The organism is Marinobacter sp. Arc7-DN-1, assembly GCF_003441595.1.
GTDB classification, from domain to species: domain Bacteria; phylum Pseudomonadota; class Gammaproteobacteria; order Pseudomonadales; family Oleiphilaceae; genus Marinobacter; species Marinobacter metalliresistant.
Map to the genome: position 1 here is coordinate 916434 of NZ_CP031848.1, position 14501 is coordinate 930934.

The 14501-nt window shown below is 54.5% G+C and carries 13 protein-coding genes; all 13 read right to left on the reverse strand.

The window, feature by feature from the left end; all coding sequences use genetic code 11:
* Position 1: 1 nt before the first annotated feature.
* The 13 genes from D0851_RS04235 to fabG all read right to left on the reverse strand — a co-directional run bounded on the left by D0851_RS04235 (position 2) and on the right by fabG (position 14487).
* Positions 2-949: a hypothetical protein gene (locus D0851_RS04235; protein ID WP_117617502.1), complete on the reverse strand. Its 948-nt coding sequence runs from the start codon at positions 947-949 to the stop codon at positions 2-4.
* On the reverse strand, positions 949-2121 hold the full coding sequence (locus D0851_RS04240) for a hypothetical protein (RefSeq protein ID WP_205422263.1): 1173 nt from the start codon (positions 2119-2121) through the stop codon (positions 949-951). Before D0851_RS04240 ends, D0851_RS04235 begins: the two co-directional genes overlap by 1 nt.
* A gap of 493 nt (positions 2122-2614) precedes the next feature.
* Entirely contained in the window at positions 2615-3361 is a 747-nt protein-coding gene (locus D0851_RS04245; RefSeq protein ID WP_117617503.1) for a sulfite exporter TauE/SafE family protein, read from the reverse strand.
* Complete coding sequence (locus tag D0851_RS04250; protein WP_117617504.1) at positions 3358-5520, reverse strand: TRAP transporter permease; 2163 nt, start codon at positions 5518-5520, stop codon at positions 3358-3360. The genes D0851_RS04245 and D0851_RS04250 overlap by 4 nt, the downstream gene beginning before the upstream one ends.
* Before the next feature lie 2 nt (positions 5521-5522).
* Positions 5523-6530 carry a TAXI family TRAP transporter solute-binding subunit gene (locus D0851_RS04255; protein WP_227539442.1) on the reverse strand — a complete coding sequence of 336 codons (1008 nt, stop codon included), beginning with the start codon at positions 6528-6530 and terminating at the stop codon, positions 5523-5525.
* Between the two features lie 250 nt (positions 6531-6780).
* Positions 6781-8271: a sodium/proline symporter PutP gene (putP, locus tag D0851_RS04260; RefSeq protein WP_117617506.1), complete on the reverse strand. Its 1491-nt coding sequence runs from the start codon at positions 8269-8271 to the stop codon at positions 6781-6783.
* Between the two features lie 304 nt (positions 8272-8575).
* A complete protein-coding gene (locus D0851_RS04265) occupies positions 8576-9355 on the reverse strand; it encodes an AraC family transcriptional regulator (RefSeq protein ID WP_117617507.1) in 780 nt (259 codons plus the stop codon).
* A 101-nt stretch (positions 9356-9456) separates the two neighbouring features.
* Complete coding sequence (tmk, locus tag D0851_RS04270; protein ID WP_117617508.1) at positions 9457-10098, reverse strand: dTMP kinase; 642 nt, start codon at positions 10096-10098, stop codon at positions 9457-9459.
* Positions 10095-11165 carry an endolytic transglycosylase MltG gene (gene mltG / locus D0851_RS04275; protein ID WP_117617509.1) on the reverse strand — a complete coding sequence of 357 codons (1071 nt, stop codon included), beginning with the start codon at positions 11163-11165 and terminating at the stop codon, positions 10095-10097. Before mltG ends, tmk begins: the two co-directional genes overlap by 4 nt.
* 5 nt (positions 11166-11170) lie before the next feature.
* On the reverse strand, positions 11171-11995 hold the full coding sequence (locus tag D0851_RS04280) for an aminotransferase class IV (RefSeq protein WP_117617510.1): 825 nt from the start codon (positions 11993-11995) through the stop codon (positions 11171-11173).
* Positions 11996-11997: 2 nt separating this feature from the next.
* The gene (gene fabF / locus D0851_RS04285; RefSeq protein ID WP_117617511.1) at positions 11998-13245 is read right to left on the reverse strand and encodes a beta-ketoacyl-ACP synthase II; all 1248 of its coding nucleotides are present in this window, start codon (positions 13243-13245) and stop codon (positions 11998-12000) included.
* A 130-nt stretch (positions 13246-13375) separates the two neighbouring features.
* Positions 13376-13609, reverse strand: coding sequence for an acyl carrier protein (acpP, locus tag D0851_RS04290; protein ID WP_012136033.1), 234 nt, complete (start codon positions 13607-13609; stop codon positions 13376-13378).
* 134 nt (positions 13610-13743) lie between these two features.
* Positions 13744-14487, reverse strand: coding sequence for a 3-oxoacyl-ACP reductase FabG (gene fabG, locus D0851_RS04295; protein WP_117617512.1), 744 nt, complete (start codon positions 14485-14487; stop codon positions 13744-13746).
* Positions 14488-14501 lie beyond the last annotated feature (14 nt).

A 14501-nucleotide genomic window follows, 5' to 3' on the forward strand; every position in this document is an offset into this window, starting at 1 on the left:
ACTATGAAAGGTGGGTCAATTTTATTGGCCAAAGGTGGGTCAAAATAAATGGCCATTGACACTCTAACTGATCCTCTGGCAAAATAGTTAGCAGTGATTTCAGCGATTCTTTTTCAAAAGGGCGCCACCCCAATTCCTCATAACACAGCTTCGCCAAATCTAAAGTAGACACGCCGTCGAAATCATCTCCCAACTTCCCTTTTAGCTTAATCATTCTTGGAATTTGGTAGATAGCCTCTATCGATCTATAAAGCTCTAAGAATGCATGCTCCCAATAAGTGGACGTGAGCGCACTAAATATATTGTCAAATAGGAGTGGACTTTTCTCGACGAACAACTCACGCATACCGTCACCGACATCTCCAAAGGGAAGGCGAACACATGATGAGTTATTACTAAGAATGTATTGCACTTTTAACTTTTCATTCAACTCTCTAACAATACTATCCTTTTTGACTTCAAATAGAATGACATCCTCAAAATATTTTTTTATTTCATCAAAATCATGACCTTCGTACAATGGGTCTAAATGCTGAGATGCGAGATCCTGTTCAAGATGGATCGGAGAGATCTCGCTTTTCAATTCAAGACCAACATCATTGACCAATCTGAGAAAGATTCCAGCATTAATATCATGCTCAAAAATTTCTGCACCTTCTAAATTTTCCAAATCTTGTTTTTGAAACTTACAGCCAGTAAATCCTACAAAAGTCCTGTGCCGACTCTCCTCAGCGCCGCCAGGGTCCAAACTCAAGTTAAATGAGAACCACTTTACATCATGAAGGATCTCCCCATGACCTGATATTTTCAATCGCTCAAAATGCTCGAACTCCTTTTCATGATCATCAGGATTAGGTTTTAGGCGCAATTTATTTCGCTCTTCATCGGAAACAAGATCGCCTAACAACTGATTGAAAAGAAATTGAATATATTTGATAGCGTTCGGCATTATCTAGCAACCCAACAAGGTTCAAAAGAAGGTAACTGGTCTGAGTGCTGAATTAGAGTTCTGAAGGCAGCGAAGAAATACTCCCTCTCAAACTCACCGACCTTTCCACTCCTGCGGCTCAAACGCTCGTTTATAGTCGCAAGATCCAAGAACTCGCTAAGCTGGTCTTGTTCCATAGCTTCTAGCTTTCTGATAAGCCTTTCTAGTGAGTCCTCTAGTCGAGCGAATTCTTTATGGGTTCTTTCTTCATCGTAATTGAAACCTGGATCGCCGTATATGTATGTAGCGCATGCAACAAAAAAACCAACACCTGCTGGCGAACTCTTAAATATATCCCTTCCGCTGGAGATTTTCCCTTCAAGATCTTCATTTGCAGGAACTCTCGACATTTGCTCATCGAGTCTTGCCATAAAATCTAGCGTTTTAGCAAAGTAATCAATAAACTCCAAATGAGCCGTAGCTTCAGTGGCATCCATTCTAGCGAAGTCTTCAGCAACTCTGTCTTTCAGATCGATGTGCACCTTTCGTGAAGTAAAGACTAGGAACAATTCAACGATCTTATCCGCATGATATTCTGCAGCTCCTTTTCTTCTTTCCCTATCATCAACGCCAATTGCCTTAATATTCGGAGCTCTTTCTTTAATTTCTCTCAACAGTGGCCTATAGATCGTTTCCAGCTGGCGACGCATATCCCAAGGAACTTGCCCCGTGTTAAGAACAAGCATTCTGTAAACCAAGTTTCCAATATTTCTTGAAACCCAGACTTCTATTCGCACGGGATTATCGCCGATATCGCTCTCGCTTTTCGCGCTAAGGATAGCCGTTGTTCTCTGCATTCCATCAATTACCGACAACTGATCGGAATCTAGGCGGGACAATAGACTTTCCAATTCTTCTTGAGTTTGTATTTTTCCTATCTCATCAAAAATATCTTCCTCGACGACAACGCCCAATACGAGCGGCGGCAAAATTGATCCCAACCTAATATCCTCAACCATTCGAGCTCGGATACTTCTTCCAGTTTTAGTTTTCAGCGGAGCTCGCTGTCCCTCAAGGCCTCCTTGTTGATCCTCATAAACTCTTTCGGCAAGGCTCAGATAATTATCGACGGTTGTTTCGTAAATGAGAGAGTGGCAATCACTTCTTGTGTCTTTTAAGTTCAACAGATACATAAGCACCTCAAAATACAGGATATTTTAGAATTCGTGAATATTAATGGCTAATCATCTCAAATTTAGGTGGAACGCACCACAGGGAGCGCGGCGCTCTATTTGGCCGAAGATGGGTATTCCGACTACCTTGTTAGATTATCAAACGGTCCGGGTTGAACGTCGGGTTCGTGAGTCGTCTGAACTATTGCCTGCTGGACTGCTGTAGGGCCGGTATGACGGAATGATCGCACAGCCTCAGCATTCAATTTCGACCGAAAAAGTCCATCTTGGGCTCGAGAGTTGCGGGCTGGTTATGGCTTCGTTACCACTAGCAAAGTATTTACACATGTAATTACACACTATGTAAAAACAAAAAAAGCCCCGGATCTCATTGATCGCGGGGCTTTTAGTCAAGCAGCTAGAAATTTACACGCCTTCTACTATATTCCCCCTCGGGCTGGCGTTTTTTTATGATGAGGGCGCACACCGGCTGGAGTCCGGGCCGGGTTGCGGACTAATACACGATAAGCCGGACCAGAATAGCCGCCACCATCACCAGGGTGATCCACTTAACCCACTGGGCGCCCTTCTCGCTCAGATTGACCCGCACCGCAATGAACGCACCGGTAATATTGCCAAGGGCCAGCGTCAGCCCCATGCCCCAGCGCACTTGATCACTGATCGCAAAAATCACCAGGGCCGGCAAGGTATACAGCAAGATTATGGAAACCTTGAAGACGTTCACCTGGCGCAGATCAATCCGCAGCATGCGGTACAGGACCACCAGGAACAGCGCGCCGACACCTACCTGGATGAAGCCGCCATAGACGCCGATCAGAAACATGGCCAGATAGATCACCGGGCCCAGCCGGTCCGGTGTCAGCGGGCGGGTGTCCAGCTTTGGTTGGGGCAACAGCATGAAGACAGACGCGCCGATCATGGCGACTACAAGCACGAACTCGAAAACCGCGTCGGCGACCGAGGTGGCCACCCAGGCTCCCAGCAGTGAGCCCAGGACCGCCGGCACCGCGAGATGAAGACTGACCATCAGGTTGCCATGCCCCATCCGGTGGAAGCCACCTACCGCCGTGATGCTCTGAAGGGTAATGGCGACCCGGTTGGTACCGTTTGCCACCTGCGGTGGCAACCCGAGAAACATGAGCAGTGGCAGGGTCAGCATGGACCCACCAGCGGACAACACATTGATGAACCCGGCCAGACCACCGATGGCAAGCAGTGCCAGGACATCGATTACCGTCATGAATCAGCCCGGCCGGCCCGAGCCAATGCCGGAGAAGCTCTGCCGCGACGGCTGCTCCAGACCAGAACCGCGATGAAAATCACGACGCCGGCTCCGTCCAGGAGGATCTGACCATGAGGCCAGAGCATGAGCGCGCCGATGGGAAACATCAACAGTCGGACAACCGGATGGAGCTTGTGCTCCAGATAGCCCTCGAGTCCGGCGATAATGGCGTAAATGCCAAACAGGGCAAAGAGAAACACCCGGATCATTTCAGTGAAATCACCCGTGATCAGCGGCGAATAGGCAAACAGCAGCGGAACAATATAAAGACCCTTGGCCAGTTTCCACGCGGTAAATCCGGTACGCATCTGCGGGGTACCGGCAATGGCCGCCGCCGCGAAAGCGGTCAGGCACACCGGCGGTGTCACATTGGAATCCTGGGACAACCAGAAAATGATCATGTGCGCGGCCACCAACACCATCGACAGGGTCGCCGGCGACAGCGCCTGCTCAAGCAACTGGGTGCTGAAGGTGTCGGGCACCATCGCAAGAAGCTGCTGGGCCGTGGCAAGGTCCATGGGAGCGTTGAGCAAAGCCGTTTTGTCAGGGGCTGCCAGCATGAAGATGGCTTTCGCCTGTTCCGGCAGGTTACCGTTCATCAGCAACTCCAGCAACTGGCCCTGGGCAATCAGGTTATAGATTGCGGGTGCCGACAGAGTCGCAAGGACAATGTAGGCCGCTGTCACCGGCAAGCCCATACCCAGAATCAGTGATGCCAGGGCCACCAGCACAATGGTAATGACCAGGCTGCCACCGGCCCAGTCGGTAATCATCAGGGAAAAGGTATTACCGATACCGGTGGTGGAGACCACCATCACGATCAAACCAACGGCGATCAGCAGAATGGCCGTGGTGGTTACATTTCGCGCCCCCATGGCCAATGCGTCCAGGATATCCCGGAATCCCATCGGGTGCCTGGAAAGCCAGGAAGCCACGATCACTGAGAGAATGGCGATGCCTGCGGCGTAAGTGGGGGTAAATCCGTAAATAAGCGCTGCAACCAGTACCACCAGTGGCAGCAGAAAATGCCAGCCGTCTTTCATCACGTCCTTAAGGGTGGGCGCCTGATCGTCTTCCAGCTCGACCGCGTGGCTGCGTTTGGCCTCAATCCGGACGAACATGGCCACCGAGAGGAAGTACAGCAAGGCGGGTAACGCCGCCACACCAATGATAGTGAGGTAGGACACCTGGGTGTAGGACGCCATGATAAACGCCCCTGCGCCCATCACCGGCGGCATCAACTGGCCGCCGGTGGATGCCGCCGCCTCAACCCCGGCGGCAAAACGGGCCGGGAAGCCTGCCTTGCGCATCAGCGGTATGGTAATCACGCCGGTAGACACCGTATTGGCTACGCTGGAGCCGGATACCGACCCCATCAGGCCCGATGCGAAGACCGCGACGAAACCCGGACCGCCAACAAACCGGCCGGCGGCGCAGCGGGCCAGCTCGATAATAAAGTCGCCGGCGCCGGACTTAACCAGAAAGGCACCGAACAGGATAAACATGAACACGTAGGTCCAGGAAATCCGGGCGATCGAGCCCAGCATACCCTGGCCCCCAAGGTAGGAACGGAATAGTACCGTTTCCCATGAAAGGCCGGGGAAGTTGAAGATACCGTCAACATACTGGCCCCACCAGGCCACATAGGACAGGGCGACAATACACAGGAGCGGAATAAACCAGCCGACGGTCCGGCGGGCGAACTCCAGAATCAGGATCACCGCGGCAATAGAGACGATCCAGTCCGCTGTATTGAAGTTGACGCCGCGCTGGTATAGGTCATCTTCAAAGAGGATCAGGTAGAAGGCAGAGGCCAATGCCCCCAGACCAAGCACCACATCCACGCCAAATACCACACGCTGACCGGTGACCGAGCGGGTCTTCAGCATGGGGGTCGTCAGGGCGCAGATCAGACCAAAAATGCCGAAATGCAACGCCGACGTCCACAAGGTCGACAACGTGGACAGGGTGTTGAAGTACAGGTGAATCAGCGCGGCACCGATGGCAAGCCAGAAAATCACCGGCCCGATCAGCCAGTGACCCAGTCGTTCAGCCGCTTCGCTGGCGCTTTCGTCGCGAACCTCCACCGGAGGTTCGCCTGTTTCCCGTTCAGCCACGATTACTCAGCAATCAGCCGATCAGGAATGGTCAGCCCCTGCTCCTGATAAAACCGGACAGCGCCCGGATGCAGCGGCATGGGCAGCCCGGCAATGGCTTTTTCCAGCGCCATCGCCTTGGTGGCGGGGTGGATGTTATTCAGGAACGGCAGGTTGGCGTAAATGGTTTTCGTGATCTGGTAAACATCCTCTTCGGTAACGTCCGCCCGCACGGCGAGGATGTTGGGCTGGGCAATCGTTTCGATCACCTCGTCCTGATTGGGGTAGGTGCCCACCGGGATGGTATAGGGTGTCCACAGCTCGAAATCACTGTTCACACTGGCGAGCTGCTCTTCGGTGAAGTTCAGGGTGGTAATGTCGTCGCCCATGTTGGCATAGGCCCGGGTAACGGCGGACGCGGGAACGCCGGCCGGGATGTTCATGCCATCGATGTTGCCGTTCTGAAGTGCGTCTGCACTGGGCCCATAGCCGAGATAAGCCAGATCAATCTTTTCAAGGTCAATGCCGACCTTGCCCAGGATAAAGCGCCCGGAGCCTTCGGTGCCGGAATTCCGGGCGCCGATGGAAAAGCTTTCGCCGTAAAGGTTGGTCATATCGGCAATGGTGCCGGTTTCCGCCAATTCCCTGGACACCACAAAGTGTTCAACGTTTTGCCAGAGCATGGACACCGAACGCAGGTTCTTATAGGCCTTGGGAACCGGCCCGGTGCCGTTCCAGGCGTATGCGCCGTAAAGTCCCTGGAGAATACCAAACTGAATCTGATCCTCGTCCATCAGCTTGAGATTCTCGCCGGAACCGGCAGAGCTGATGGCAGAAACGGAAATATTGGTCTTGGGCTCCAGCTTTACCTTGATCAGAGTGGAAAGGGCAACGCCCACGGGGTAATAGGTGCCCCCGGTTGTCGCGGTGCCCATCACGTAGTTCCCTTCCGCCTGCACCCCGGAAGAAAAAGAAAAGAGGGCGGCCGCCAGCACGCCCACGGTGGATGTCAGAAATTGGTTTTTGTTCATAACCCTTCGTCCTTTCGTCATTATTTTAGTCCGCAACTGAGATGCAACCCTATTAAGGTAGCGGCTTGGACGGGGATCTACCAGTTCATGAGGCCAACTCTAGACCTTGGTATGAGTCGCAACCTGCTCCGCTAAAAAATACGAAGCACCAAATGCAACACCCCTCCGCCGGGGGCGGAGGGCTTGTCAGTCGTAACAGAGCTCCTCCCGGAGCCCCGTTCCTTCTTCCGGCGCTCACGCGCCCCTTGCCTCAACGGGTGATGTGCTGATACTCACCAGCGTCGGAAGTGGCAAGGCTCACAACCATGATGGCAATCCAGGAAGCAATGAAGCCCGGAATGATCTCGTACACGCCAGGACCACCCATGAACTCTCCGTTCCAGCCCAGTGAAATCCAGATTATGACGGTGGCCGCACCGGCAACCATGCCTGCGATGGCACCAGCGCCGTTGGCACGCGGCCACATCAGCGACAGGATAATCAGCGGACCAAATGCGGCGCCAAAGCCTGCCCAGGCGTTCGCGACCAGCGCCAGAACCTGAGAGTTCGGATCGGAGGCGATAACGGCTGCAACCAGACCCACCAGCACCACACAAATCCGGCCTACGCCCACGCACTCCTTATCCGTTGCTTCTTTACGCAGGAACAGACGGTAGAAGTCCTCGGTCAGTGAAGAAGACGATACCAGAAGCTGACTGGAGATGGTGCTCATGACCGCAGCCAGAAGAGCCGCATAGAGGAAACCCGTGATCAGCGGATGGAAAAGCAGGTCAGACAGGATGATAAAGATGGTTTCCGGATCCGCAACATCCAGGCCGTTGCGCACGGCGTATGCGCGGCCGAACACGCCCAGAGAGATGGCACCGAAGAGTGAAATCCCCATCCAGCTCATGCCGATGTTGCGGGCAATCGGGACCTCTTTTAACGTGCGGATGGCCATGAAGCGCACAATAATGTGCGGCTGACCGAAATAGCCAAGCCCCCAGGTTACGGCTGAAAGCCAACCGACAAAGGTAAGCCCTTCGGTCCAGGACAACAGCGTGGGATCGACTTCATTCAGGGTCTGGGACGCCTGGGCGTAGCCACCGCCGCCTTCACCAAAGAGCACAACGGCTGGCATGATCACCAGCGCCAGCATCATGATGCAGCCCTGAACAAAGTCCGTCATGCTCACCGCAAGGAAACCACCCACAACCGTATAGGCCAGCACGACGCCCAGGGTGATCACGATACCCACCGCGTAATCGCTCAGACCACCGAAATTGAAAATTCCGGAAAACGCGCTTTCAAACAGCTTGCCGCCCGCAACGAGGCCGGACGCCGTATAGACCGCGAAGAAAATAACGATGACAACTGCTGACACCGTTCTCAACGACAATGCCTGGGTCGGGAACCGGTTCGCCAGGAAGGACGGGATGGTAATGGCGTTACCGTAATGCACCGTCTGTTCCCGGAGCCGGGGCGCAACGAACACCCAGTTAAAAAAGGCACCCACAAACAGGCCAATACCGATCCAGGCTGAGGCCAGACCGGAAACATACAACGCCCCCGGCAGCCCCAGAAGCAACCATCCGCTCATATCCGAAGCGCCCGCTGAAAGGGCCGCCACTTTAGGACTGAGAGCTCGCCCGCCCAGCATATAATCTTCAGACGAAGAAGTAGATCTGCGCATTGCAAAAATGCCGATGGCAATCATGAGCGCAAAATATGCAAATAGACTGATCCAAACACCAATAGCCATAAGGCTCCTCCGGTTTAATGAGTCGGATTAGATCCGCTCGCGAAGCACAGAGCCGATCCAACGCCAGCATGCTGTACTATTCTTCTTGTATACCCGAATCCCATTCTGATTGAAGCAAGGCGATACACTGCAAAAGCACTCCTTGAATATAGCCAACCATCCAGGGATTGCGACAGCTGCCTTGAGCAATTGCGCCAGACGGGCCTCCAGCTGCTATAAGTTAGTATTACTACGGATCTCAGGCTTGCAAAATCCTACGATTCTTTTACAGAATCCTACGGTACCACTCTAAACACGGACCATATCAGGCCACGTTTTCACGGAATTGCAACCGGGACGGTGTTGTACCCTTATACTTTCGCAACGCATTAGTCAGTGCGCTCTGGGAAGAAAAACCGGTTCGATAACTGATTTCGGACACCGAGAGAGAGGTGGACACAAGCAGTTCAGCTGCCTGATCAAGGCGGGTGAGTAACAGAAACCGGTGAGGTGTAATGCCAGCCACTTCCCTGAAAACCTCGTGGAACCGGCTGACGCTCAGACAGGCTTCGCCGGCCATGTCTTCAACCGTAATCTTGCGATGGAGGTTTTTGAGGATATAACGTCGAACGGCTTCAGGGCTGATGCTGTAACGATTCGGGAATTTGGCATGCCGGTCACTGATCCGGTCAGCCATACAGTAAAGAATACTTGCAGCCAGATGCTGCTGAAGGGTGATGTTGTCCGGTGCACGATCAAACTCGCCGGCAGCAAACTGGACCAGCCCCTGTAGACGACTATCCATCTGCAGGGTCCGTGGCTTTTCAAACACCCGCATCATCCGTTCATAGTCGGCATGAGCCGGTGTATTGATGGCCGGGGTCAGCGGGTCAAGGTTAATGACGAGAACATGATTTTTGTCATCACCACAATAGTCGTGTCTGGCTTCAGTTGGAACGAAACAGGCCTTCCATGTGTCGAGATGGGACCCGGTCCCATCGACGCTCAGTTCAGCTTCTCCCCGCACTCCGACAACAATCTGATGATGTTCATGTTTGTGCTGGTGAGCGGCTATTGGAAGTTTCAGAAGTTTCGTATTGAGCATTAAAACTGCCGGCTTATAATTGAGAATGTGCATCAATTAAAGCAGATCATTACAAAAAGTGCACGAATGCCGGGGAAAGCATTCGCAAATCCCAGCACCTTTCAGGACGACCCGGAGCTCCTGAACAGCCCTGTCAACACTCTGGAAACGCTTTCAGACACCACCTCCAGCGGAAGTGCCGCATCAACCACATGATACCTGGAGGGTAGCGCCACGGCCCTCTCCAGATAGGCATCCCGGATTCTCTGGAAGAATTCCAGGTCTTCCTGTTCAAAACGGTCCAGCTCACCTCGCTTTCGAGCCCTGGCCATTCCGGTTTCAACCGGGGCATCCAGAAGCACGACGTGATCAGGCCGTATTTCACCCTGGACCAGGGTTTCCAGAAGGGTGATCCGTTCAACCGGCACGCCTCTTCCACCGCCCTGATAGGCATATGTCGCGTCTGTGAAGCGGTCACACAGGACCCATTTGCCTTGATCCAGAGCCGGCAGTATGCGGTTGTACAGATGCTGCGCTCTCGCCGCAAACATCAGGAGAAGCTCCGTGGTTTCGTTCACCGGCTCATCCCTGGGAGACAGTAACAGCTCACGAATGGCCTCTGCCATGGGCGTCCCGCCAGGTTCCCGGGTCACGATAAAGTCTACACCAAGGCCCTTCAGGGTTCTCGCGGCATTGGCGAGCTGTGTCGATTTACCAACACCTTCGGTGCCTTCAAATGTGATGAACTTTCCCCGAGCACTCATCCGGCGCCTCCATCAGTACCCGAGAAGCCGTCTTCCGGTGCCGGAGAAGACCGGTAATCCTGGCGACGGTTGAGCTGAAACTCCCGCACGGCCTTCTGGTGTTCGGCGAGGGTGCGGGAAAACTTGTGGGAGCCATCACCACGGGCGACGAAATAGAGTGCATCCCCGTCATCCGGATGCAGAGCCGCATGAATCGAATCGCGCCCCGGCAAGGCAATCGGCGTGGGAGGGAGACCATCAATCCGGTAGGTGTTATAGGGCGTATGGGTAAGCAGGTCTTTCCGGCCAATCCGGCCCTTGTAGCTGTCGCCCATGCCGTAAATAACGGTCGGATCGGTCTGGAGCCGCATTCCCTTTTGCAGACGGCGGACAAACACTCCGGCCACCTGATCCCGTTCGCCAGGTGCACCGGTTTCCCGCTCCACAATAGAGGCCATGACCAGGGCTTCATAGGGGCTGTCGTAGGGTAAACCCTCCTCCCGGGCCTCCCATTCCTCCGCCAGAACGGTCTCCATCTTGCTGAAGGCCCGCTTCAGAATATCCAGATCGGTCTCATTACTGGTAAAGGCATAGGTGTCGGGGAAGAACCGCCCCTCAGGATGCTCTCCTTCAGCCCCGACGGCGGACATGATCCGCTCATCGGTCCACTCGCCCGTTACCCGCTGCAACCGCTCAGCGCGCGCCAGGGCTTCACGCATGTCCCGAAACGTCCAGCCCTCAATGAACTGCACGTACCAATGTTTGATATCCCCGGACACCATGAGGCTGACCATGGCTTTCGGACTCATGCCATTGAGAAACTCATAATCACCGGCCTTGATACGGGCCTGCTCCGGATTCAGGCGACCATAGAGCCTGAGCCACAGGCTTTGCCCGACCAGCCCTTGCGCTTCCAGTCTCTGAACCACTTCCGTGAAGGTGGCCCCCTGGGGAACGTTAAAAAGCACCGGCTCTTCCAGAGTCACTGGTTTTTCAAGACCCTGAAGGCCTTGCCAGACCCACAGCCCGGTTCCGGCCGAGGCCAGCACGGCAACACAAACACTCGCAAGCAATAACTTCTTGAGCAAACGATTTATTCCAGTAATTCGAGAGGATTGAAGATTGTCGCAAGTCCGCTATCGACAGGCAAATCATGACCGGCAATCGTGCGAACCGGAACAATACCGAGAACGCTGTTCAGGAGAAACAGGCCCTGGCATTCCGGGCCCAGTACGTCTTCGACCGTTAACGGCCGCTCCGTCACCGCCTCCCCCCTTTGTCTCAGGCGCTCCAACAGCCACTGGCGCAGGACTCCGGCAACGGCCAGGCAGGCAGCAGGCGGCGCCACCCAGGCATTATCCGTCCGCAGCAGAAGATTGGTCCGGGTACCCTCCACGAGATTGCCGTCGCCGTCAGACATTATGACTTCAAATAGGGACTGGCCAAGATCGGCTGCCGCCATTACCTGCTCAAGCCGATTCAGGGATTTGATGCCGGCAAGCAAAGGGTTGACCGTCAGCGGAACCCTGGAGAAATCGACCACAACACCAGAAGCATCGGGTGTGGAAGCCAGTGGCGACGCAGACACAAGCAGGTTAGGCACCATGCCTGGGTCCGGGCGGTAACCACGACCACCTCCACCACGGGTCAGGGTCAGTTTGAGAATCCAGCCATCATCGGTGAATCGCTCAGAAAAACGCTGGCCGGCCCGGGTACAGACAGTCGCAAGTTCCCGGCGCGAAACATGAATACCAAGCCTGCCGGCATCCCGCACCATACGCTCGAGATGCCGGGAAAGAAGAACACCTTTTTGCCCGACCATACGGATGGTTTCGAACAGGCCATCACCATAGGCCAGTCCCCGGTCATCCGCTGGCAGACCGCCCTCCTCTGCCCAAAACAGGCGAAAAACGGCCATGGTCAGCCTTCAAAGCGACGGAAAATCAGGGTTCCGTTGGTACCACCGAATCCGAAGGAATTGGACAAAGCCACCCGCACATCCGCTTTACGGCTTTCGTGGGCAACAAAATCCAGATCGCATCCGTCATCGGGATTGTCCAGATTGATGGTCGGGGGCAGCACCCCATCGCGGATCGACAACACCGAAAAAATCGCCTCGACCGCACCGGCAGCACCAAGCAGATGCCCGGTCATGGATTTCGTGCTGCTCATGGCAAGTTTGTCGGCATGGCCTTCGAATATACGCCGGACAGCAGCCACTTCCGCCACATCTCCCACCTGGGTTGACGTGCCGTGGGCATTGATATAATCGATTTCATCCGGCTTCAGGCCGGCATCCCGGATCGCATTCGCCATGGACCGGGCCGCTCCTTCGCCATTCTCCGGCGGCGCGGTAATGTGGTGGGCGTCGTCGCTCATGCCGAAGCCGACAACCTCGCCATAAATTGTGGCACCTCGTTGCTTCGCGTGTTCCAGCTCTTCAAGGACAACGACACCCGCACCGTCACTCAGCACAAATCCGTCCCGGTCTTTGTCCCATGGCCGGCTTGCCTTGGTGGGTTGGTCGTTGCGAGTAGAAAGTGCCCGGGCGGCAGAGAAGGCCGCCATCCCGGTACGCGTTGTTGCCATTTCCGAGCCACCGGCGAGCATCACCTCGGCATCCCCGTAAGCAATAGTGCGGGCAGCATAGCCGATATTGTGAGTGCCGGTGGTACAAGCGGTAACGATTGCGATGTTGGGACCACGGTAGCCGAAACGGATCGCCGCATTGCCGGAAATCATGTTGATCACGGAGGCCGGCACAAAAAAAGGCGAGACTTTGCGAGGGCCGGACTTGTCCATGGTCAGAACGCTTTTCTCGATGTATTCGAGACCACCGATCCCGGAGCCGATTGCGATCCCCACTCTTTCCCGGTCAAGCGCCTCAAAAGCCTCAAGACCACTGTCGTCCACCGCCTGCTGGGCGGCAATAAGGCCATAATGAATAAATGCATCAAGCTTTCTGGCGTCTTTGGTCGAGAGGTATGGCTCCATATCCAGCTCACGGATGGCACCCCCAATCCGGGTGTTGTAGCCCGACGCGTCAAAACGGTCGATCATTCCGATCCCGCTGCGTCCTGCCCGGATACCTTCCCAGGATGACTCCACGTCATTTCCCAGTGGAGACAGCATGCCCACGCCTGTGATAACAACTCGCCGTTTGCTCATAACCCCTTGCACCTGATCTTGTCCGTATAAATCTGAACCCGGATTGAACCTGATTTTCAGCCAATAAAAAAGCCGTCCCCCGATGTTTCACAAGGACGGCTTTTTGCCTGGCTTTCTTGAATGCAGAGTATCAGGTGTGCGCGACGATGTAGTCGATCGCGTCCTGAACACTTGCCAGCTTCTCGGCTTCCTCATCAGGAATCTCGGTTTCAAATTCCTCTTCCAGGGCCATAACCAGCTCAACGGTGTCCAGTGAGTCAGCGCCAAGATCCTCTACAAAAGAAGATGAGTTCTGAACCTCGGACTCTTTAACGCCCAACTGTTCACAAACGATCTTCTTAACGCGCTCTTCAACTGTACTCATAATGTCCTCACTTTGTGTGTCAACCAAGCAACTCAAGTGCTGCCAGTTTAGTTTAAACCCTACCTGCAAACAAGCAGGGATTCTGTCAAACATGTTGTGCGACAAGGAGTTGCGCACAGGCTCCGGAACGAAGCTTATCCCATGTACATTCCACCGTTTACATTGATGGTTTCACCCGTCACGTATCCGGCGGCATCTGATGCCAGGAAGGCAACCACAGCTGCCACTTCTTCCGGCTCACCCAGACGACCCGCGGGTATGATTTCCAGCATAGCCTCGCGCTGCCTGTCGTCCAGTTTTTTTGTCATATCCGTGTCAATAAATCCCGGCGCCACGCAATTCGCGGTAATGCCCCGGTTCGACATTTCCTTGGCAAGGCTTCGGGTAAAGCCTTCCACCCCGGCTTTGGCGGCGCAGTAGTTACCCTGCCCGGGATTACCCATACCTGCAACCACTGAACTGATATTGACAATCCGACCCCACCTCGCCTTCGCCATTCCACGAAGCACAGCTTTGCTGGTGCGATAGACGCTGGACAGATTGGTTTCCAGAACCGACGCCCAGTCCTCGTCTTTCAGGCGCATCAGCAGGTTATCACGGGTAATGCCGGCATTATTGACGAGAATCAGCGGCGCACCGGATCTCTCGGTCAACTCCTTCAGACCCGCCTCGATGCTGGCGGGATCTGCCACATTCATAACCATGCCGTAGCCCTTGAGCCCGGCAGACTGCAGATCGTTGGTGATGGATTCGGCACCGCCGGCGCTGGTGGCCGTACCGATGACTTCAGCGCCCTGCTCGGCCAATGCACGGGCAATCGCCTGGCCAATTCCGCGGGTCGCACCGGTTACCAGTGCAATCTTACCTTCCAGAGACATGAATCACTCCCTTT

Excerpts from the sequence above, each read along its gene's own strand:
- D0851_RS04235 (WP_117617502.1), bottom strand. The coding sequence starts at position 949 with ATGCCGAACGCTATCAAATATATTCAATTTCTTTTCAATCAGTTGTTA.
- D0851_RS04240 (WP_205422263.1), bottom strand. The coding sequence starts at position 2,121 with ATGTATCTGTTGAACTTAAAAGACACAAGAAGTGATTGCCACTCTCTC.
- D0851_RS04245 (WP_117617503.1), bottom strand. The coding sequence starts at position 3,361 with ATGACGGTAATCGATGTCCTGGCACTGCTTGCCATCGGTGGTCTGGCC.
- D0851_RS04255 (WP_227539442.1), bottom strand. The coding sequence starts at position 6,530 with ATGAACAAAAACCAATTTCTGACATCCACCGTGGGCGTGCTGGCGGCC.
- putP (WP_117617506.1), bottom strand. The coding sequence starts at position 8,271 with ATGGCTATTGGTGTTTGGATCAGTCTATTTGCATATTTTGCGCTCATG.
- D0851_RS04265 (WP_117617507.1), bottom strand. The coding sequence starts at position 9,355 with ATGCTCAATACGAAACTTCTGAAACTTCCAATAGCCGCTCACCAGCAC.
- tmk (WP_117617508.1), bottom strand. The coding sequence starts at position 10,098 with ATGAGTGCTCGGGGAAAGTTCATCACATTTGAAGGCACCGAAGGTGTT.
- D0851_RS04280 (WP_117617510.1), bottom strand. The coding sequence starts at position 11,995 with ATGGCCGTTTTTCGCCTGTTTTGGGCAGAGGAGGGCGGTCTGCCAGCG.
- fabF (WP_117617511.1), bottom strand. The coding sequence starts at position 13,245 with ATGAGCAAACGGCGAGTTGTTATCACAGGCGTGGGCATGCTGTCTCCA.
- acpP (WP_012136033.1), bottom strand. The coding sequence starts at position 13,609 with ATGAGTACAGTTGAAGAGCGCGTTAAGAAGATCGTTTGTGAACAGTTG.
- fabG (WP_117617512.1), bottom strand. The coding sequence starts at position 14,487 with ATGTCTCTGGAAGGTAAGATTGCACTGGTAACCGGTGCGACCCGCGGA.